This is a genomic window from Kitasatospora sp. NPDC051164, assembly GCF_044455625.1.
GTDB lineage: Bacteria > Actinomycetota > Actinomycetes > Streptomycetales > Streptomycetaceae > Kitasatospora.
In genome coordinates, this window is sequence record NZ_JBITFB010000006.1 from 50,132 (window position 1) to 70,139 (window position 20,008).

At 73.6% G+C, this 20,008-nt stretch carries 18 protein-coding genes; 8 read left to right on the top strand and 10 right to left on the bottom strand.

Annotated features, from left to right (window positions below; all coding sequences use genetic code 11):
* Nucleotides 1-156: 156 nt before the first annotated feature.
* A complete protein-coding gene (locus tag ACIBEC_RS10785) occupies nt 157-1,707 on the bottom strand; it encodes an ATP-dependent DNA ligase (RefSeq protein WP_360491404.1) in 1,551 nt (516 codons plus the stop codon).
* A gap of 133 nt (nt 1,708-1,840) precedes the next feature.
* Here ACIBEC_RS10785 and ACIBEC_RS10790 point away from each other — a divergent pair, with 133 nt between their 5' ends.
* From ACIBEC_RS10790 to ACIBEC_RS10805, 4 genes are all read left to right on the top strand, one after another.
* Nucleotides 1,841-3,958: a glycosyl hydrolase family 28-related protein gene (locus ACIBEC_RS10790; RefSeq protein ID WP_360491401.1), complete on the top strand. Its 2,118-nt coding sequence runs from the start codon at nt 1,841-1,843 to the stop codon at nt 3,956-3,958.
* Between the two features lie 215 nt (nt 3,959-4,173).
* A complete protein-coding gene (locus tag ACIBEC_RS10795; protein WP_360491398.1) occupies nt 4,174-4,653 on the top strand; it encodes a GNAT family N-acetyltransferase in 480 nt (159 codons plus the stop codon).
* Between the two features lie 201 nt (nt 4,654-4,854).
* Nucleotides 4,855-5,838, top strand: a complete 984-nt coding sequence (locus tag ACIBEC_RS10800; protein WP_360491395.1) for a CAP domain-containing protein — start codon at nt 4,855-4,857, stop codon at nt 5,836-5,838.
* 199 nt (nt 5,839-6,037) lie between these two features.
* Complete coding sequence (locus tag ACIBEC_RS10805) at nt 6,038-7,642, top strand: sigma-70 family RNA polymerase sigma factor (RefSeq protein WP_360491392.1); 1,605 nt, start codon at nt 6,038-6,040, stop codon at nt 7,640-7,642.
* Nucleotides 7,643-7,702: 60 nt separating this feature from the next.
* Here the strand turns inward: ACIBEC_RS10805 and ACIBEC_RS10810 are convergent, their stop codons facing one another.
* The 3 genes from ACIBEC_RS10810 to ACIBEC_RS10820 form a co-directional block, all read right to left on the bottom strand.
* Nucleotides 7,703-7,939 (bottom strand): hypothetical protein, encoded by a 237-nt coding sequence (locus ACIBEC_RS10810; protein ID WP_360491389.1) that lies wholly within the window; start codon nt 7,937-7,939, stop codon nt 7,703-7,705.
* A 91-nt stretch (nt 7,940-8,030) separates the two neighbouring features.
* Nucleotides 8,031-8,459 (bottom strand): nuclear transport factor 2 family protein, encoded by a 429-nt coding sequence (locus tag ACIBEC_RS10815; RefSeq protein WP_360491386.1) that lies wholly within the window; start codon nt 8,457-8,459, stop codon nt 8,031-8,033.
* 265 nt (nt 8,460-8,724) lie between these two features.
* Nucleotides 8,725-10,206 carry a M1 family metallopeptidase gene (locus tag ACIBEC_RS10820; RefSeq protein ID WP_360491383.1) on the bottom strand — a complete coding sequence of 494 codons (1,482 nt, stop codon included), beginning with the start codon at nt 10,204-10,206 and terminating at the stop codon, nt 8,725-8,727.
* 391 nt (nt 10,207-10,597) lie between these two features.
* Here ACIBEC_RS10820 and ACIBEC_RS10825 point away from each other — a divergent pair, with 391 nt between their 5' ends.
* Nucleotides 10,598-11,530, top strand: coding sequence for a carbohydrate kinase (locus ACIBEC_RS10825; protein WP_360491380.1), 933 nt, complete (start codon nt 10,598-10,600; stop codon nt 11,528-11,530).
* A 63-nt stretch (nt 11,531-11,593) separates the two neighbouring features.
* Here ACIBEC_RS10825 and ACIBEC_RS10830 read toward each other — a convergent pair whose 3' ends face one another.
* Entirely contained in the window at nt 11,594-12,133 is a 540-nt protein-coding gene (locus ACIBEC_RS10830) for a GNAT family N-acetyltransferase (RefSeq protein WP_360491377.1), read from the bottom strand.
* Nucleotides 12,134-12,340: 207 nt separating this feature from the next.
* Here ACIBEC_RS10830 and ACIBEC_RS10835 point away from each other — a divergent pair, with 207 nt between their 5' ends.
* The gene (locus tag ACIBEC_RS10835; protein WP_360491374.1) at nt 12,341-13,360 is read left to right on the top strand and encodes a polysaccharide deacetylase family protein; all 1,020 of its coding nucleotides are present in this window, start codon (nt 12,341-12,343) and stop codon (nt 13,358-13,360) included.
* A gap of 84 nt (nt 13,361-13,444) precedes the next feature.
* Here ACIBEC_RS10835 and ACIBEC_RS10840 read toward each other — a convergent pair whose 3' ends face one another.
* From ACIBEC_RS10840 to ACIBEC_RS10855, 4 genes are all read right to left on the bottom strand, one after another.
* Nucleotides 13,445-13,876: a YchJ family metal-binding protein gene (locus ACIBEC_RS10840; RefSeq protein WP_360491371.1), complete on the bottom strand. Its 432-nt coding sequence runs from the start codon at nt 13,874-13,876 to the stop codon at nt 13,445-13,447.
* A gap of 100 nt (nt 13,877-13,976) precedes the next feature.
* Nucleotides 13,977-14,633, bottom strand: coding sequence for an NAD(P)-binding domain-containing protein (locus ACIBEC_RS10845; protein ID WP_360491368.1), 657 nt, complete (start codon nt 14,631-14,633; stop codon nt 13,977-13,979).
* 124 nt (nt 14,634-14,757) lie between these two features.
* Nucleotides 14,758-16,299 carry an FAD-dependent monooxygenase gene (locus ACIBEC_RS10850; protein WP_360491365.1) on the bottom strand — a complete coding sequence of 514 codons (1,542 nt, stop codon included), beginning with the start codon at nt 16,297-16,299 and terminating at the stop codon, nt 14,758-14,760.
* Nucleotides 16,300-16,327: 28 nt separating this feature from the next.
* Nucleotides 16,328-16,942, bottom strand: coding sequence for a TetR/AcrR family transcriptional regulator (locus ACIBEC_RS10855; protein ID WP_360491362.1), 615 nt, complete (start codon nt 16,940-16,942; stop codon nt 16,328-16,330).
* 203 nt (nt 16,943-17,145) lie between these two features.
* On the opposite strand from ACIBEC_RS10855, the gene ACIBEC_RS10860 reads away from it, so the two are divergent.
* Nucleotides 17,146-17,547, top strand: coding sequence for a cytochrome C oxidase subunit I (locus tag ACIBEC_RS10860; RefSeq protein WP_360491359.1), 402 nt, complete (start codon nt 17,146-17,148; stop codon nt 17,545-17,547).
* 90 nt (nt 17,548-17,637) lie between these two features.
* Here ACIBEC_RS10860 and ACIBEC_RS10865 read toward each other — a convergent pair whose 3' ends face one another.
* Complete coding sequence (locus ACIBEC_RS10865) at nt 17,638-19,260, bottom strand: cytochrome bc complex cytochrome b subunit (RefSeq protein WP_360491569.1); 1,623 nt, start codon at nt 19,258-19,260, stop codon at nt 17,638-17,640.
* A 409-nt stretch (nt 19,261-19,669) separates the two neighbouring features.
* Here ACIBEC_RS10865 and ACIBEC_RS10870 point away from each other — a divergent pair, with 409 nt between their 5' ends.
* Complete coding sequence (locus ACIBEC_RS10870; RefSeq protein ID WP_360491356.1) at nt 19,670-19,990, top strand: hypothetical protein; 321 nt, start codon at nt 19,670-19,672, stop codon at nt 19,988-19,990.
* The last annotated feature ends 18 nt before the right edge of the window (nt 19,991-20,008 follow it).

Here is a 20,008-nt window from a genome sequence, read left to right on the forward strand (position 1 = left end):
TGCCAACCTAACCGCCGCTGCTCCGTCCACGGAGGGTGCGGTGCGGGATCGTCGAGAATGGCCGATTCGGCTTCCGCCGGAGGGCCGGCGCGGTGCGGCAGGTTTGAATGGACGCGACCCCGACAGGCGGCGGGTCCCGCCGCCCCGACGGCGAGCTCAGGACGACAGGCCCTCGGCTGCGGCGATCTCCCGCACGGTCGCGACGGTGTCGGCCTCGGCGGCGCCCTTGTCCGGCCGGTAGCGCACCACCCGGGCGAACCGCAGGGCGAGGCCGGCCGGGTAGCGGGGGCTGCGCTGCAGGCCGTCGAAGGCGATCTCGACCACCAGCTCCGGACGGACCCGCACCGTCCAGGCGTCCCGCTCGGTCTCCCGGGCGAGCAGTTCCTCGGTCTGCCAGGCGAGCGTCTCGTCGGTGAGGCCCTTGAAGGTCTTGCCGAGCATCACCCACGGGCCGAGCCCCGGCTCGCCCGCCGCCCGGGCGCCCAGGTGCAGGTTGCTGAGGAACCCGCGCCGCCGCCCGCTGCCCCACTCGGCGGCCAACACGACCAGATCGAGGGTGTGTCGAGGCTTCACCTTGATCCAGCCGATTCCGCGCCGCCCGGCCGCGTACGGGGCCGCCGGATCCTTGACCAGCACGCCCTCGTGGCCGAGGGCCAGCGTGTCCCGGAAGAAGACCAGCGCCTGCTCGCGGTCCCCGGTCTCGGTACGCGCCACCCGCAGGTCCGGCGGCGCCGCTCCGGCCAGCGCCGCCCAGCGCTCCCGGCCCGGCCGGTCCACCAGGTCCTCACCGTCCCGGTGCAGCAGGTCGAAGAAGTAGACGCTGAGCGGGACCTCGGCGCGCAGCCGCTCCGGATCCCGCCGGGCCGCGGTACGCGCGGCGGTCTCCTGGAACGGACGCGGCCGCCCGTCCGGACCGAGCGCGATCGCCTCGCCGTCCAGCACCGCCGAGCGCAGCGGCAGCGCGAGCGCGGCCTCCGCCACCTCGGGGACGCGCGCGGTGATGTCGTCCAGGCTCCGGGTGAACACCGCGACCTCGTCGCCGTCCCGGTGCACCTGCACCCGGATCCCGTCCAGCTTCCACTCCAGCGCGGCCGCACCGGTGCGCTCCAGCGCCGATGCCACGTCCGGCGCGGAGGCGGCCAGCATCGGCCGCACCGCCCGTCCCACCTCCAGCCGGAACGCCGCCAGCGCGGCTTCCCCGCCGGTCAGCGCCGCCTCCGCCACCGCGCGGGCCGAACCCCGGAACATCAGCGCCCGCCGCACCGCCGCCGCCGGGACCCCCGCCGCCTGCGCCACGGCGTCCCCGACCACCGCGTCCAGCGCCCCCTGCCGCAGGTCCCCGACCAGCACCGCCCGCAGGAACCCCTGCTCCACCTCGGTCGCCCGCGCGAACAGCCCGTGCAACAACCGCCGCCGCTCCGCCTGCGCCCCGGCCCCGTGCACTCCGGCGATCCGCTCCAGCTCCCGCTCCACCTCCCGCACCCCGAGCGAGGCCTCCCCGGCCGGCTCCGGCAGCCCCCGGAGAGCCGCCGGCCCGACCCCCGTGCGCAGCCGCTGCGACTCCCCGGACAGCAAGGCCACCGCCGCCGGCGCCTCCACCGGCCCCAACTCCCGCAGGCACCCGGCCAACAGCCCCGTCTTCGCCCGCCGCCCCGGCTCCGCCGCCACCGCCCGCGACACCGACGCCAACCGCCGCAACCCCGCCACCACACCACCTCCTCCACCCCAGCATCCGCGCCCCCGGGGGCCCGCGCCTCAGCAGAGCTGCAGGTGCGGTACTCCGGTGTGACGATGAAGAGAGGACGACTTCCCGAAGAGCGGTCGGATTGGTCGGATCGACATGAGTGAGAACGTCCTTGCCCACGGAGCCGACGCGACCGGCACGACGGACTCCACGACCGCCTTCCGGAAGGCGATCGACGCACTCGGCAAACGCGGCGGAATCGTCGAGATCCCGGTCGGCCGGTACCGGATCGACCAGGCTCCCATCGAGGTCACCACCCCGGTCCACTTCCGGGGGGACGGCGGGATGGTGCGCACCGCCGTCGACGAGGGCGGCGTCAATGTGCCGGGCAGCGTCACGACCCTGCTGTTCCCGCCCGACCAGGACGGATTCGTCGTGGTGGCGCCCTCCTCGGCCAACGCCCACTTCGAGGGCCTGGCCCTGATCCGTACCCGCGCGAGCGGCCCGGCTCCGGAGCGCTTCGCGCGGCGCGGCATCCACGCGGAGAACCGGATCTGGGCCGAGAGCCTGTACCTGCTGAACTGGGAACGCGGCATCGACCTAGACGGGCGCACGAACCACCCCGCGGAGCCGGACCACATCACCGCCTTCGCCACGAACGACTCCTACGTCTCCCGGATCTTCGCCGAGGACTGCTTCTGGGCGACGTACGCCCACGGCCAGGACGCGCAGGCGAGCCACTTCGAACACATCGTGACGCTGAGCTGCGAAGCGGGCATCTACGACTCCAGTCTGGCCGGCAACGGCTACGTCGACTGCTACGTCGACGGCGGGTTCTCCGAGCCGCCCTACTACATGGACACCAACCAGTCCGTCCTGCTGAACTGCCGGTGCGAATCCGACCTCCCGCCCCAGCTCGGACCGGGCGTCACGGTGGTGGGCGGCGGGTTCAACGTCGGCGGGCTCCCGGCGCAGGTGGCGAAGGCGCTGGGCGTCACCGGTGCCCCCTTCCGGCAGATCAACGGCGTCCCCGCCCGGCATGAGGGAGCCCCGTTCCCCGGCGGGACGGCGAACTTCGCGGCCGGGGAGCAGATCGTGGTGACGGTCGACGGGGTCGCACGGACCGTCGCCTTCGCCGCCGGTGCGTTCACGCCCCGCCAGGTGGCCGAGCGGATCAACGCCGCGTTCGCGGACCTCGCGCTGCCCCGGGTCGCCACCGGTTACGGGTTCGACAACTCCCTGACCGTCGAGGGCTGGCGGGGGCACGTGACGGGGACGGTCACCGTCACGGGAGATCCCGCGACCCTCGCGAAGATCGGCTTCCCGGCCCCGAGCCCCACGAACGGCCTCAACTACGGTCAGCTGCTGTCGGCACCGGAGACCGCGCACGTCACCTTCCGCGCCCATTCGGGCCTGAAATCGGACGGGACCCCGGGAATCAACGAGCCCGGCTTCGAGGAGCAGCTCGAAGTCGTCATGGCGTACGACGGCATCCGGCCGATGTTCTGGCAGGCCAGGGGCGACACCGGTGACGCCCACGAATTCGGCATCCTCCGGGACGTCGGAAAGGGCGTGCGGCGCTGGGCGTTCACCCGCGCGTCCCTCCCGAGCCTGATCTCGCTCGGGTTCACCATGCCCCAGGACTCGCTCGGCGCCGACCAGGTGGTGGCCTACGACGGCCTCTGGATCCAGGCCCCCCGTGGCCGCCGGATCCTCCTGTGCAGCGGCGTGCCCAACGCCAGCCAGGGAACGCTCGAGGACACCCAGCCGCCCACCCCTCCGCACGACTTCGCCTGGGACCTGGCCGCCGGCCCGCCGAAGCGGTACGTCCGCATGGTGACCGGCTGGGTGGCGGACCCCGCCGCCGTCGGCAGCACCTCTGAGGGCAGTACGTCTGACGGCAGCACCTCGCAGCCGGCACCGGCCCTCGACCTGACACTGGACCAGCGCAGCCTGGTGACCGTGGACGACGCCGCCGGGCAGTGGCAGTTCGAAGGGGGTGAGGTCCTCCGGGCAGGGAGCCGGGTCGCGGACTACGCGAGCAGCAAGCGGGTCGTGACCGGTGGGACCGACACGCTGCACGTCGCCATGCTGACGCTGTCCCTCTTCTTCGTCGACCTGGCCGGAGCGCCGACGGAGAACCTGACCCTCCAGGGAACGCACAACCTCTCCTCGGGGGAGGCGAACGGCAGCGTCAGCGCCGCCACGCCCGGATTCGCCGACCGCATCGGCGCGGGGTTCCGGCAGGTCGGCCAGGCACTGACCATTCACTGAGCACCCTCCTCGGTGAGCACCCTCCGTCGCGGCACCCGGCGGGTGGCGGCACGCCCCCCGGGGGGGGGGGGGGGGCGGGATCGGCGCTGTCCGGTTTCCCAAGTGACGGAGTGGAGTGTGAGGTTGCCGATCTTGGCCGGGATGGAGATCGGTGGCGGGGCGACGGGGCGTCATGCTGGGGCCCCGCACCGCGCCGTGACCCCGAGGAGACCGAGATGAGCGAAACCCCCACCGCCCGCTGGAGCGTGGGCGCACCCGAGCCCGGCGAGTTCGCCGCCTGGCGTGAGCTCTTCCGCGGGTACTGCGAGTTCTACCGCGTGCCGTGCCCGGAGGAGAAGGCCGAGCTGGTGTGGTCCTGGCTCACCGACAAGGACCACGAGGTGGAGGGGCTGCTGGTGCGGGACGGGGACGGGACGCCGGTCGGGCTCGCCCACTACCGGCCGTTCGCCCGGCCGCTGCACGGGGCCGTCGGCTGCTTCCTGGACGACCTCTTCGTCGCTCCGGACGTGCGGGGCGGCGGGGCGGTGGACCTGCTGCTGGCCCGGTTGCGGGAGATCGCCGCCGAGCGCGGCTGGAACACCGTCCGCTGGATCACCGCCGAGACCAACTACCGGGCCCGCAGCAAGTACGACCAGGTCGCCACCCGGACCCCGTTCCTCACCTACGACATGGCCCCGGACGCCGCGCTGCGCTGAGGATGCGCTGAGCCCCGCTGCGCTGGGGCCCGGCCCGCTGAGGCCTGATGCGCCGAGCTCTGATGCGCCGAGCTCTGATGCGCTGAGGCTGTGACCGGGCCGCCGGACATTCGTTCGGACTTTCTGTTATCGGCGCGCTGCCGGGAGGTCTCCCAGGTGTCGGCACCCGACCGGCCGACCCGGAACAGAAAGCGTGACCACGTGAACAGCGACGACAGGACGACCATTCGCCCGGCGACCGGTGGCGACGGCGGCGCGGGCGGCGCCCACGGCCGGTCCGGTGGCCGGGCCGCGCGGCGGGCCGCCGAACGGCAGGCCGGTCAGGGCCGTCGCCGGCGGCGCGGCGGGTTCGTGCCGGTCACCGCTGTGGTCGCGGCCGTGGCCGGTACCGGGCTGATCGCCGCGCTGGCCGGTGCGGGGTACGCCGCGTACGGCGGCAAGCAGACCGATCGGGACGCCGTCGGCCAGGCGATGGCCGCCGACGCGCTGATCGCCGCCGAGATCGGCACGCACGAGGGCATCCAGGTCCCCGGCGCCGGGGGAGCGAACCCGGCCGCCCCGGTGCCGCCGGCCGGCCCGGCCGCGACCGACCCGGCGGCCACCCCGAGCGCCCCGGACACGCCGCCCGCCACCGCCCCGGCCACCCCGACGGCTTCGGCCACCGCCACCCCGACCCCCACCCCCACCGCCTCCGCCTCCGCCGCCAAGGCGACCGCGAGCGCGACCCGGACCACCGCCGCGCCGACCGCCGCCAAGCGGACCGCCACCGCGCCGGCAGCCCCGGTCGGCGGCGGCGCGGCCCCCTCGGATGCCCAAGCGGTCGTGGACCTGGTCAACGCCGAGCGCGCCAAGGCCGGCTGTGGGCCGGTCACCTCCGACCCCCGGCTGGCCACCGCGGCCCAGTCGCACAGCGATGACATGGCCGACCGCAACTACTTCGACCACGCGAGCCCCGAGGGCTACCACGCCGACCACCGGATCGAGGCCACCGGCTACCGCTGGAGCACCTGGGGCGAGAACATCGCCCGGGGCCAGAAGGACCCGGCCGCCGTGATGGACGCCTGGATGAACAGCCCCGGCCACCGCGCCAACATCCTGAACTGCGCGTTCAAGCAGCTCGGCGTGGGTGTGCGGACCGGCTCCGGCGGCCCGTGGTGGACCCAGGTGTTCGCCGCACCGGCCTGACCGGCCCTCGGCCCGAGCTGTTCGGGCACGCCCTTCCCGACTCGATCCGGCCGCCGATCCAGCCTCCGCCCCGGCCTGATACGGCCGCCGATCCGGGCCGATTTTCCGATTCCGCGCACATTGTTGTTATCTGATCACTCCCCACGGGTCTCCGAGGAGGCAGCGGCGGACGGAAACACGGCAATGCGGAGTGCGGACCATGAACGCTGATGTGCAGAACAGGACCGGGAGCACCCTGGTGCTCGCGGCGCAGGCCGGCGACCGGCAGGCCCAGGAGGCGCTGGTCGCCACCTGGCTGCCGCTCGTCTACAACGTGGCCGGCCGCGCCCTTGGCGGCCACGCCGACGTGGACGACGTCGCGCAGGAAACCATGATCCGTGCGCTGGACGGCCTGGACGGGCTCCGCGACCCGGACTCGTTCCGCTCCTGGCTGGTCGCCATCACCATGAACCAGGTGCGCCGCCGCTACGCCGCCGGTCAGCAGCAGGCCGTCGGCGGACTGGACGAGACCTGGGAGGTCGCCGACCCCACGGCCGACTTCACCGACCTCACCATCCTGCGGCTCGGCCTCTCCGGCCAGCGCCGCGAGGTCGCCGAAGCGACCCGCTGGCTTGACCCCGACGACCGCGAACTGCTCGCCCTGTGGTGGCTGGAGGCCGCGGGCGACCTGACCCGCGGCGAGCTCGCCGAGGCCCTCGACCTGAGCCCGCAGCACACCGCGGTCCGCGTCCAGCGGATGAAGAAGCAGCTCGAGGCAGGCCGCGTGGTCGTCCGCGCCCTCAGCGCCTACCCCCGCTGCCCCGAACTGACCGAGCTCACCGCCGGCTTCGACGGCACCCCGAACTCGGTCTGGCGCAAGCGCATCGCCCGTCACATCCGCGGCTGCGCCGACTGCGACGGCCTCGGCCGCGACCTCTTTCCCGCCGAGGGACTGCTGGCCGGTCTCGCTCTGGTGCCGATCCCGCTCGGTTCACCCGTCCTGCTCCACTTCCAGCACACCGCGGCCGCCGTCGCCGCCCAGACCGCGGCCACCGGAGCCGGCTCGGGCGCCGGCCTGGGGGCGGGCTCGGGCGCCGGGTCCGGTACGGGAGGCGGCGCGCACGCCGCTGCCGGAGGACACGGCGGCTGGGCCGGCACCGCCGCGCGCAAGGCCGTCCTGGTGAGCGGCGCGGCCGCCGCGGTGGCCGTGACGACCCTCGCGCTGGTCTGGCCGCAGCACAGCGAGCCTCCGCTGGCGGCCGTACCGGAGCCGACCGCCCCGGCCGCCGCCCAGGACACCCCGAGCGTCGCCGCCGCACCCGTGGCGGTCGTCCCGACACCTGTGTCGATGCCGACGCCCACGGAGACGCCCACGGAAACCCCCACCCCCACACCCACGCCCACACCGACCCGTATGGTCACCGCCGCACCGGTGCCCAACCCGGAACGCCAGCTGGTGGACCTGGTCAACGCCGAACGCGCCAAGGTGGGTTGCGCCCCGCTGCGGATCGACCCCCGGCTGCACTCCGCCGCCCAGAAGCACACGGACGACATGGCCACCCGCGGCTTCTTCGACCACGTCAACCCGGACGGCGTCCGCACCGACGCCCGGATCACCGCCGCCGGCTACCGCTGGTCCCAGTGGGGCGAGAACATCGACCGGGGCCCGACCACCCCGGCCGCGGTCTTCGCCCGCTGGATGGACGGCGGCATCCACCAGTCGAACATGCTCGACTGCGGCTTCAAGGACATCGGCGTCGGCGTCGCAACCAACCAGGCCGGCACGCCCTACTGGACCCAGGACCTCGGGGCACCGATGTCCTGAGCAGACGGGAGCCCGGGTCGCCCCTGACGCGGCGGCCCGGCCCCGACACCGTGGCCCGGACTAGGCGGGGGTGACCCCGACCAGCCCGTCCGCCGATCCGGTCACGAAGCCTGTGGCGTGCCCGACGACACCGCCCGCGTCGCCGACGTGGCCGGGCACCACGTCGGGCGCGCTGCTCAACGGCCCGGGCAGTCCCTCCTGGCCGCCCACGGCGCTGGCGTGCGCACTCGGCGCGGTGAGAGAGGCCACGACACCCACGGCGAGCGAGGCGACGGCGAGCATGCTGCGCTTCTTCATGGCCCGTCCAACGACACTGCGCCGGAAGGGTTACGGGGGCGGCCCGCACGAACCACCCCGTGCTCTCCGTCGCCGCCGTGCCGACAGCGCGTCAGACCCGGTAGAACGTCCGCCCGGCGGAACCGGAGGAGACCGACCACACCTCGGTTATCAGCCCGCCGCTGAGTCGCAGGACGTCCGTCCCGCTGCGCGCCACGATGCCGCCCTCGCCGTCCGAGAAGCTTGCCAGGTACGGCCGGGCCACCAGGCCGGACACCACCCCGTCGACCGACTCCAAGTCCACCACGGCGACGCCCTCGGCCTCGAACCGCAGCTCCGACCGCTTGGCGTGCCAATGCCGGATCACCTCGGCCAGCGCCGCCGGCGTCCGCACCTCGTCGAACACCTCCGAGCCCGCCTGCGTGTACCGCAGGGTGAAGTCGGGCGCCATGATCTTCTCGGCCAGCCCGAACTCGCCGTTCCACAGCGCCGTCCAGCGGTCGTAGACCTCGACCCCGAACTCCCGCAGCTCAACACCCATGAGAAGGCCCCCCGTTCGTTCCCGACCGTTCGTCGATCGTGCTGGGGACGCTAGCACCGGCCACTGACAATCCGGCCGGGGAGCGCGGCGAGGGCCCGCGCGGAGACATTGGACGGCCCGCGCGCCGACCGGGACTCAGGCCGGGCGGCGGGCGGGCCGTGGGAACCACCATGGCCTCACCAGCCCCTGCCGGTCAGGGCGCGCACGCGGCGACCGGACGCACACCGGCGCGCCGGGGCGTGCAACAGGAGCCCCAGCGGCGCCGTCAGAGCGTCCCGGAGCCCCGGGCCACCCCCGTCCCGCCCGCCGCCCGGGCCCCGTCCTGCGGTGCCGCCGCCCCCACCGGCCGCACCGTCCAGTCCGGATGCCCCGGCATCGGCGGCGTGCGCAGTCCGTACAGCCAGTCGTGGAGGAACCCGCTCAGGTCCTCCCCGGACGCCTCGGAGGCGGTGCGCACGTAGTCCTCGGTGGTCGCGTTCCCGTAGCGGTGTTCACGCAGGAAGGCGTGTTCGATCCGGTCGAAGGTGTCCGCGCCGACCTTCTCGCGCAGCGCGAACAGCACCAGCGCGCCGCCCGTGTAGCGCTGGCTGTCGAAGAGGTCGGCGGCGTTCGGGAGGGCGACCGGCCCGGAGTCGTGGCGCCACTGGTCGCCGAGCCCGTAGACGTCCCGCATCCGGTCGACCAGGGTGAGGTGGTCCCAGGCGTCGGGCCAGCCGCGCTCGTAGCGGTACAGCAGACCGTAGAAGTCGGCGTGGCCCTCGTTGAGCCAGAGGTCGGACCACCTGGCCGGGGAGACGCTGTCGCCGAACCAGGAGTGCACCAGCTCGTGCATCATGTGCGAGCCGATCTCCGACTCCGGTCGGCGCAGGAAGTTCGGCTTGTAGAGGGTCAGGGTCTGGGTCTCCAGGCCGGTGAAGGCGAACGCCTCCGGGGCGTCGGTGTTGGCCGGCAGGAGGCCGTAGGTCTCGAACGGGAACGGCCCCAGGTGCTGCTCCGCCCAGGCGAGTTGGTCGGCGGTGAGGGCCAGCGCGGGCTCCAGCTCGGCGGCCCGGGCGGTCGGGACGACGTCGCGCAGCGGCAGGCCGTGCGGGCCGGTGCGCTCGCGGACGGTGTAGTCGCCGACCGAGACCTGAACCAGCTCGGTGGCCATCGGCTCGCGGGAGAGGTACCGGCGGGTGGTGCGGCCGTCGCCGTGCCGCTCGGTCTGCGCCAGCCGGCCGTTGGCGACGCCCAGGAGGCCGTCCGGTGCGGTCACCGCGATGGTGAACCGGGCCTTGTCGCTCGGATGGTCGTTGCACGGGAACACGGTGTGCGCGCTCTCCGGCTGGCCGGCCACCGCGAAGCCGTCCGGCGTCGGGACCCAGCCCGTGTGCGGCAGCGCGGCCCGCGGATCGGCCGTGTACTCGACCGTCAACTCGGTGGTGGCGCCCGGACGGAGCGGCTCGGCCGGGGTGACGGTCAGCTTCTCGTCGTGCGTCGCGAAGGCCGCCGGGCGCCCGTCGACCCGGACGGCGCGCACGGCCAGCCCGAGCGCGTCCAACTCCAGGTGGGCGAGCGTGCGGTCGGGCCGGGCGGTGATCACGGCGGTGCCGTCCACGGTGCGGGTGTCGGCCCGGTAGTCGAAGGCCAGGTCGTAGGCGAGCGCCCGGTACCCGGTGTTCCCGAGCGAAGGGAAGACCGGATCGCCCAACCCGTCGACGGCACCGGCCGACGGAACGCTCGCGGACAGCAGCACCGCACTGAGCACGAGCGACAGGGCGAGACCGGCACGGGGCCTGGACAGGAATGATCACCGCACTTCACCAGTGGGAGCGGACGCGGAAGCCGCCGGGACAGGTAGACCGCGCACGGATGCTAGTGGACCGCCGGCCCGTGGCAGGCACGATCCGCGGGATCCGGGGGCCGGCGACACACCGCCATCCCCCGGACGGCCCACGGTGATGGCGCGGCCCCCGGGCGCGGTCTAACGTCGGGAGTGCTTCGTCCCCTGACGGACGAGGCCACGGCCGTCGGAAAACCTGGCCAGGTCCGGCGGCCGTACTTTCATGCCCTGGCACTCCCCGCGGACGCACTCCCCGTGCACGCACCCCGTAGGCTGGCGGCCGAGACGAGCCCCGCCCCGGACGCCAGGAGCCGCCGTGACCAGCCCCGCTTCGCACGTTCTGGTGATCGGCGAGTGCGTCGCTGACATCGTCCGTACGGACGGCGCCCCGGACCGGGTGCACCCCGGCGGCAGTCCCGCGAACGTCGCGTACGGTCTGGCGCGGCTGGGCCGCCCGGCCACGCTGCTCACCGAGCTCGGGCCGGACGCCAACGGCCGGCTGATCCGGGCACAGCTGGAGTCGGCGGGCGTGCGGGTGCGGGCCGCCGAAGTCGCGCGGACGCCCTCGGCCGTGGTGCGGCTGGACGGGCAGGGGCGGGCCCGCTACACCTTCGACATCGGCTGGACGCTGCCGTCGGCCGGGGCGGCGCCGACCGACCTGGCACAGGCGCCCGCCGCGATCCACGTCGGCTCGATCGGCGCGGTCACCGAGCCGGGCGCGGCGGCGGTGCTGGCGCTGGTGGAGCGGTGGCGCGGGCGGACACCGATCAGCTACGACCCCAATGTGCGCCCCGCGCTGATGGGGGAGCGGGCCGAGGCCGTCCGGCGCGTCGAGCGCTGTGTGGCGCTGAGCGACCTGGTCAAGGCGAGCGACGAGGATGTGGCCTGGCTCTACCCGGGCGAGCGGCCCGAGGCGGTCGCCGAGCGCTGGCTGGCCCTCGGCCCGTCCGTGGTCGCGGTGACCCTCGGCGCCGAGGGCGCGTTCGCCCGCACCGCCGGGGGCACCCGGGTCGAGGCGGCGGCCGTCCCGGTCCCGGTGGCGGACACCGTCGGCGCCGGGGACTCCTTCATGGCGGCCTTCCTGCACTCCCGCGCGAGCGGCGCCGACCTCCCGACCTGCCTCACCCACGCGGTGACGGCCGCCGCCCTGACCGTCTCCCGCCCGGGCGCCGACCCGCCCTCGGCAGCCGAGCTGGAGGCCGCCCTGGCGGACGGCCGGGGGTGCTGCTCCGACCCCGGCGTGGTGTAGCCGGCGGGCCTCCAAGCGGGGACCGGGCGAGGTCCCGGCCCGCCGGGTCGTCGCCGCTGCTGTTCAACGCCCTTGCAGCTCCGGCACGGTGAGCTCCTTGCCGTACCAGATCTGGGCGTACGGGCCGTTGCTGTAGGCGGGGATCTCCTGGTAGCCGTGCCGGGCGTAGAGCGCGCGGGCCTCGACCAGGTCGAGGCGGGTGTCGAGGACGATCCGGTCGGCGCCGAGGGAGCGTGCCGCCTCGTCGACGGCGGCGAGCAGGCGGGCGCCACCGCGGGTGCCGCGCAGGTCGGGGCGGACATAGACGCGGGTCAGCTCGACGGTGGTGGCATCGAGTCGCCGCAGGCCGGCGCACGCGTGGGCGACGCCGTCGTACCGGCCGAGCAGGAACAGGCCGTCCGGGGCGACGAGGTCGTCGCTGGGGGAGTCGGCCAGACCGGACTCCAACTGCTCCGGGGTGCCTTCCCGCCCGAGGTGCAGGCGGTAGTAGCGGTTGGCCACGTCGTAGTAGTACTCGCGCAGCAGTTCCAGGGCCTCGGGGGTGGTCACGTCGGCCGTGGCGACGGCCCAGAGGTCGGGGCGGCGGGGCGCGGTGCTCGTCATGCGCGCATGATCCACTCCCTGTCGCCGTCGTCGCAATCGGTTTTCGGGGGCGGCGCGGGCCCGGGCGGGGCGGGCGGACGGCAAAGGAACGGCAAGGCCTCCGGCGCGCCGTTGCCCCGCACGGGTGATGAGGGGATTGGCAGGGGTGCGCGGCGGGGGAGCAGTGCAGCTATGCACAGACCATCAGATTGTCAGATTAATGGGGGTTTGAGGGGGAGTCAGAAGAGCCGGAGCGGTGCGCGGACCGGCCTGCTGGCCACCGTCTGCCTCTCCGCCGTCATCACCGGCTGCGCCGGTCCGGCGGGCCCCGCCGGGCCGAAGGCGGCCCCGGCGACGAAAGACGCGGTACCCGCCGTCGAGGCTGCGGCACCCGCCGAAGCCGCTGCCGCCGCCGCAGCCCCCGAGGTCGCCGGCCGCGGCGCGGCCCGCCCGCCTGCGGCGCCGCCGTTTCTGCCTGGCCTGGCCCGCCAGGAGGAGGAGACCAGCAGCGAGGCGGTCGCGCGCCAGGAGGGGGCGGTCCGGACCGCGCTGGAGACCGCGCAGCGCTGGGGTCTGGAGAGCCCGCCGTTGAAGGCGCCGCCGCGCCCGGCGACCAGGGTCCAGCTCACCCCCGTCCAGGGCGTCAAGCTCGCGGAGGGCCGCCCGCCGGTGGTCTACCGGGTGCCGACCGACGACAAGGTGGTCTTCCTGACCGTCGACGACGGCGCGGAGAAGGACCCCGCGTTCTCCCGGATGGCCGAGGAGCTGGGGATCCCGCTCAGCACCTACGTGTCCGACTACCTCGCCCGCGAGAACTACGGCTACTTCCGCGACCTGCACGCCCAGGGCGTGGAGATCAACAACCACACGATCAACCACCGCAACCTGAAGGTCCTGGACTACGAGACCCAGCGCCAGGAGATCTGCAACCAGCAGGACCAGCTGGAGCAGCAGATCGGCGTCCGTCCCCGGCTGTTCCGGCCGCCGTACGGCGAGTACAACGACGACACGCTGCGCGCGGCGGCCTCCTGCGGGGTGCAGGGGGTGCCGATGTGGAACGAGGAGGCCTTCCCGGACCACATGGAGTGGCGCTACGACGACCGGAAGCTCCATCCGGGTGACATCATCCTCACCCACTTCCGGGGCACCGACATCTGGAAGGCGTCCATGCCGGACCTGCTGCGCAAGGTCGTCAACGACGTCACCGCGGCCGGCTTCTCCCTGGGCCGCCTGGACGACTACCTGTAGCGACTATCTGTAGCGACGACTACCTGTGGGGACGACCACGCGGCGGGGCGACCCACCCGGAGGGACGGCCACCCGGAGGGCGGCTCAGCCGAGCGAGAGGGCGTCGAGGTACACCCAGGCGCCCTCGTACCGCACGAAGCGGCTGTGCTCGGTGAGCACGCCCTCCTCGTCGCCCTCGGTCCAGTGCGCCCGGAAGCTGACCGTGCCCTCCGCGTGGAACGCGCCGCCCTCGGAGGCGGAGACCACCTCCAGCCGGGTCCAGCGCAGCGCCGGGTCGAAGTCGACCTCGGCGGGCCGGGTGTCCGGGTGCCAGGTCCGCAGCAGGTACGCCTCGTCCTGCGCGGCGAAGGCGCTGAACCGGGAGCGCATCAGCGACTCCGCGGTGGTGGCCGCCGCCCGGCCGCGGTGCAGTCGGCCGCAGCAGTCGCCGTAGGCGGCGGGCGGGCCGCACGGGCAGGGGGAGGAGGGCAGCAGCCGGGGAGCGGCGGTGCGGGGCGCGGGGCGAGGTCGGGACATGCGCCCATTCTCCCCCACCGCCGTGTGGCTCCCGCCGCCCGGGACCCGGTGGGCGTGGGGCCCGCCCGCTCGGTGCACCTGGGAGGCGGGCCCGTCCGCGTTACGCGGGGCGCCGGAAGGAGTAGTTGAACTCGGCGTTGCCGAAGTGCCCCATCATCCGGAGCCAGAACGGCATCAGCATCTCCGTCGCCCGGGCGGCCACGATGTCCCCGAGGTCGATGATCCACTCGGCCGGCCAGCCGAAGCTGCCGAGCAGTGCGACGGCCTCGGCCTTGGCCGCCGCGTCGTTGCCGGCGATGAAGAGGTTGTGCTCGCCGGTCAGCCGGCCCGGCTCCACCATCAGCTCGCAGTTGATGGTGTTGAGCGCCTTCACCACCCGGGCCTCGGGGAACTTGCGCTGGATCCGCTCGCCGACGCTGTCGGTGTTCACCGGGTCGAGGGTCACCTGGCCTTCGGGGTCGAACACCAGCGGGTTGGAGACGTCGATCAGCAGCTTCCCCGCGAGGTGCTCCGCCCCGGCGGCCTGCAGCGCCGCCAGCGAGACCGTCCCGCCGGTGGCGTTCAGCACCACCTCGCCGAAGGCCGCGGCCTCGGCGAAGGTCCCGCACTGGGCGGCGGGGCCGGCCTGCGCTGCCCAGGCCAGCCCCTTCTCGTTGTCCTTGCGGCGGGAGCCCAGCGTCACCTGGTGGCCGAGCGAGACCAGCTTGCTCCCCAGGGTCTGCCCGACCATGCCCGTGCCGATGATTCCGATGCGCACCGTTTCCCCGTTTCGTCAGGAGGAGGCCCGTCCCTGCCGAACGCGCCGGCCACGACCCTAGTTGACCAGGCGTCAGTCGCGTCGGAACGGCCGGATCACGTCTTTGCCTCGAGGGTGGACATCCTCAGGCGCGGGCGTCACCGAAGCAGCCACGCAGCGCCCGTGTCAGGCCCTCCGGTTCGGTCTCGTCGACCCCGGACGCCCAGGCCACGTACCCGTCCGGGCGAAGCAGCAGCGCACCGGCGGGCGGTTCGGCGCAGTCGGCGGCCACGAAGTCCACCCGGTCCTGCCACCCCGCTGCGCGGGCCGCGAGCGCGAGTTTCCCGCCCGTGAGGTCCAGCAGCAACGGGCGCCCGCCACGGGCGAGTTCGGCGAGCCGGACCGCGCCCGCGGCGGTGGTCAGCGCGAGGTCGGGTGCGAAGCGTCCGGCGAGCGGGTGCGGGCAGTCGGTGTCGTAGTGGATGTCGCTGCCTGCCAGCAGCGCGGCGATCCGGGCGAGGTTGTCCTGGTAGGAGAGCAGTTCGCCGACCAGGGCGCGCAGTGCGGTGGTTCCGGGGCCGGGAGCCATCAGGGCCATCTGGGCCTGGGAGTGCATGAAGACCCGCTCGCCGATCGGGTGGCGCTCGCGGTGGTAGCTGTCCAGCAGGCCGGTCGGGGCCCAGCCCTGGAGTTCGGCGGCCAGCTTCCAGCCGAGGTTGGCGGCGTCCTGCAGGCCGAGGTTGAGGCCGGGGCCGCCGGTCGCGGCGTGTACGTGGGCGGCGTCGCCGACCAGCAGCACACGGCCGTCGCGGTAGCGCTCGGCGAGCCGGGTGTTGTGGCCGACGGTGCGGCGCGGCGTGTACGGGCCGGGCGTGCGGGCCGGGGAGAGCGCCAGATCGGCGCCGGTGACCCGGCGGATGCTGGCGCTCAGTTCGTCCAGGGTGAGCGGGGCCTGCTGGTCCACCGGCGGGCCTCCCCACTCCATGGTGGCGACCATGACGGCGTCCTGGTCGAAGGGCGAGAGGACGAAGACGCCGTGCTCGGTGCGGGTGTGGGTGAAGGGGCGGATCGGGGTCGGGCAGCCGGGCAGGAGGACCTCGCCGTCGTCGGTGAGCCGGGCCCCCTCAGGCGGCAGCACGTGGGCGACGCGGGAGACCGGGTCGGGCGAGGTGACCCCGGGGAAGCCGATCCCGGCGAGTTTGCGGACGGTGCTGCGGCCGCCGTCGGCCCCGACCAGGTAGTGGGCGCGCGCCTGCCCGGCGCCGTCCGGGCCGTGGACGTCCACGGTCACACCGGTCGCATCCTGGACTAAGCCGGTGACCTCGCAGTTTCGGCGTACGGTGACGCCGAGTTCGCGGGCGTGTTCCTCCAGTACCTCCTCGATCCGGTGCTGGGGTACGAGCAGGGCGTGCAGCGGGTTCCGGTCGAGCCGCTGCAGGTCCAGCGGGAAGGCGCCGAACACGAAGCGGGGTACGGGCTGCGGCGCGCCCGGCGCGGTGCCGAGCTGCTCGTACAAACCCCGGTGGTCGAGCAGTCGGATGACCTGGCCGACCAGCCCGTTGGCCTTCTGCTCGCCCGAGCGCTCGGGCAGTCGGTCCAGCACCACCGGCCGGACTCCGGCCAGGGCCAGTTCGCAGGCCAGGAACAGCCCGACCGGGCCGGCGCCGACGATGACGACGTCATGCATGATGGGTCCCCCCTCTGGGACGGTGAGTTCAGCGGGACGACGGCCTGGGCAACCCGGCTGCCAGCAGGTGCAGCGCCTGCTCGAGCAGTGGCCGGAACGGCACCGGCGGGTCGGCGTTCAGGTACTGGTCGTTGGCGACCTTGACCGCGGCCAGCGCGGTCGCGGCGACCAGTTTCGGGTAGAGGTCCCGGTCCGGGTCGGTCCCGGTCCTGGCGGCCACCGCGGCCGCGAGCCCGGCCTCCGTGTCCGCCCCGCCGCGCCACAGCTCGGCCTGGAGTACCGGTTCGCGCAGCAGCAGCCGTACGGCGGAGGTCCACTGCGGGTCCGGCTGCTCGGTCGCGGCCCCGAACGGCAGGAGCATGGCCTGGGTGAGCGCCTCCCACAGCGGCTCGGCGGCCGGTCGCTCCCGCAGTGCCTCGGCGGCCTGCCGGACCCGGTCCTGGTGTCGGGAGACGATCGCCTCGGCCTTGCTGGAGAAGTAGTTGTTGTAGGTGCGCGGCGACACCCCGGCCTCGGCCGCGATGTCCTCCACCCGGACGTTCTCCAGCCCCCGCTCCACCGCCAGGCGAAGTGCCGCCCAGCTCAGTGCCTCACGTGTCGCGGCCTTCTTCCGTTCCCGCAGGCCGGGCTGCCCGTTCGTCATGGCACCACTGTTCCGCAGAAAGTGCGCGCCGCGCAATAGTGCGTGCCACGCAAGTTTTACCGGCCCTCCGGGGCTGTGGCGAGCCGCCCGCCACCTGCGGTTCGTCGCTGGTAGTAGTTGCCTGGTTGCGGAGCGATTCGCGCCAAGAGCCCAACCCCGCAGGAATTCCGGCGGGACGACTCGACAGGACCTGAGGAGCGGTCATGGGTGGCAGACAGCGTCCGCCGAGAGCACGGAACCCTCGCCAGGGCAGGCCCACCGGCGAGGGCGGCCGGGCGAAATCCCGGGTGGAGTTCGCCCGCATCGAGGGCTTCCTGGCCTGGGAGGCGGAGGTCGCGGCGGCCGAGCGGGACGCCCGCGCCTTCGCCGGACAGTTCCCCTGGCTCCCGGCCGCGGAGCGGGAGAGCCTCGAACAGGCCTACACCGCCGACCGGCTGCGCTACGCCGAGGAGGTCGTGGACCGCGCCGTGGAGCGCTGCCGTCGGCTGGCCGCCCGCTACCGCGGCGAATGCCGCCGGATCTGCACCCGCTGGGCGGCGCTCTGCCTATCCGTCACCCTGGCGGCGGCGCTGTTCGCTGTCGTCCCGGCGGTCCTGCGGGGCTGAGTCTCGCAGGACCACTGCGTCCGGAGGAAGGGCGAGGGCCCGCTGTGCCGTTGCCGGCGCAGCGGGCCCTCGTCCTGCCCGGAGCGGGGGTCAGTGGTGGCCGTGGCCGCTCGTGACCTCCGCGTGCTCCTCGGCGGTGGGCTTGGCGATCTGGCTGTCCTGGCCGTAGAAGCCGCGGGACAGCTTCACCCGGGCGCGGGTCCACATGCCGGCCTTGCGGACCACCCCGTTCTCGTCCACCTCCGGCGGCAGGACCGTCGGGCGCGGCTGCTCGTGCGCCGTGAGGGTGAAGAGCCGGCCCTGCGGCAGGGGGGCGTGGATCTCGATGAACTCGCCGTGCTGGAGCCGCTTGATGACGCCGGTCTCCCGGCCGTGCAGCACCTTCTCCTTGTCCCGCCGCTGCAGGCCCAGGCACCACCGCTTGGTGATCACGAAGACGACCACCGGCACGGCGAAGAAGCCGGCCCGCACCGCGTACGTGATCGCGTTGATCGAGAGGTGGAAGTGGGTGGCCAGCAGGTCGTTGCCGCCGCCGGCCAGCAGGACCAGGTACAGGCCCATCCAGGCCGCGCCGAAGGCCGTACGGACCGGGGCGTTGCGCGGCCGGTCGGCGATGTGGTGCTCGCCGCGGTCCCCGGTGACCCACGCCTCCAGGAACGGGTAGCCCCAGATGATCATCAGGACGGTAGGGAAGATCATCAGCGGGATGAACACCCCGAGATTCAGGGTGTGGCCGCCCCAGACGCTGATCTCCCAGCCGGGCATCACCCGGACCAGGCCCTCGGAGAAGCCCATGTACCAGTCCGGCTGGGCGTCCGTGGACACCTGGTCGGGCCGGTAGGGGCCGTACGCCCAGATCGGGTTGACCGTGGCGATGGCCGACATCACCGCGACCACGCCGAAGACCAGGAAGAAGAAGCCGCCCGCCTTCGCCGTGTAGACCGGCAGCAGCGGCATGCCGACCACGTTCTCGTTGGTCCGGCCGGGCCCGGCGAACTGGGTGTGCTTGTGGTAGAAGACCAGGATCAGGTGCGCTGCGAGCAGGCCCACCATGATCCCCGGGATCAGCAGGATGTGGACGGTGAACAGCCGCGGGATGATGTCGGTGCCCGGGAACTCACCGCCGAACATGAAGAACTGCAGGTACGTGCCGACGATCGGGACGGCGAGGATCGCGCCCTCCATGAACCGGATGCCGGTGCCGGAGAGCAGGTCGTCCGGCAGCGAGTAGCCCATGAAGCCGTCGAACATGCCGAGGAACAGCAGCAGCGCGCCGAAGACCCAGTTGACCTCGCGCGGCTTGCGGAAGGCGCCGGTGAAGAAGACGCGCATCATGTGCGTCAGCATCGAGGCGACGAAGACGATCGCCGCCCAGTGGTGGATCTGCCGCATCAGCAGGCCGCCGCGGACCTCGAAGCTGATGTCGATTGTCGAGGCGTAGGCCTCGGACATCGGGACGCCCTTGAGCGGCACGTACGAGCCCTCGTAGACGACCTCGCCCATGCTCGGCTTGAAGAACAGGGTCAGCCAGACGCCGGTCAGGATGATGATGACGAAGGTGTAGAGCGCGATCTCGCCCAGCATGAAGGACCAGTGGTCCGGGAAGATCTTGCGCAGATTGGCCTTGGCGAGGGAGTAGATGCCGAGCCGGCCGTCGGTCCAGTCGGCGAGAGCCTCGGCCTTGTTCGCGGGCTTGGCGCGCGTGGTGGTCACCGGTCCCGGCTGCGACTGCTGGTCGGTTCTCACGACGGGCTCCCCGGCGTCCTCGGCGTGCCGTGCTGGATCCCCGTCGGCGGGAACGCCGGCCGGCGAAGTGTTGTGATCATGGGACCTCTCGATACGGGCCCGCCGGTCGGACCGGCGCGCGGACCGGGGTGGTCCGCTGGACCCGTTGCTCAGGGTAATGGAGCGCTTACTCTGACATGCTGTCGGCAGGGGGCCGACTGTGCACGTCCATCGGCCTGTCCGGCCGCTCGTGTCGGGCCGGACGGGGGTTCCTGACGCCCGATCGGCTGGCCGCCGGTCGGCCCAACGGGTGCCGATGCTGCGGTCGGGTGCCGCTGAACCGATTCGGCGCGCGCCGCGCCCGGGGCTCGCGCGGTCCACGGCCTACGCTGCGCCAATGGTGGATCACCGTGAACTCTTCGAGGACGTCACCGAAGCCCTGGCCCGCGCCGGGTTCGACACCGCGCCGGGCCCCTCACCGCTGTGGATCGGCCACCACCCCGAGGGCGTGGTGGTCGGCTGGACGCCGGGCGCGGAGCCGGACGGGCCGCTCACCCGGGAGGCGCGCGCGGCGCTGAGCGGCGCGGCCGCGCTCGTGCTGCGCGAGTGCGGCTACCTGGTCGCCGAGACGGAGGCGGGCGACCTGCTGGTGCGCACCGCCGAACCGGTGACGGTCCCGGCCGAGCCGGAGCCGGTACCCGAGCAGTGGTGGGGGTGACGGGCCGAGCGGTGGCGC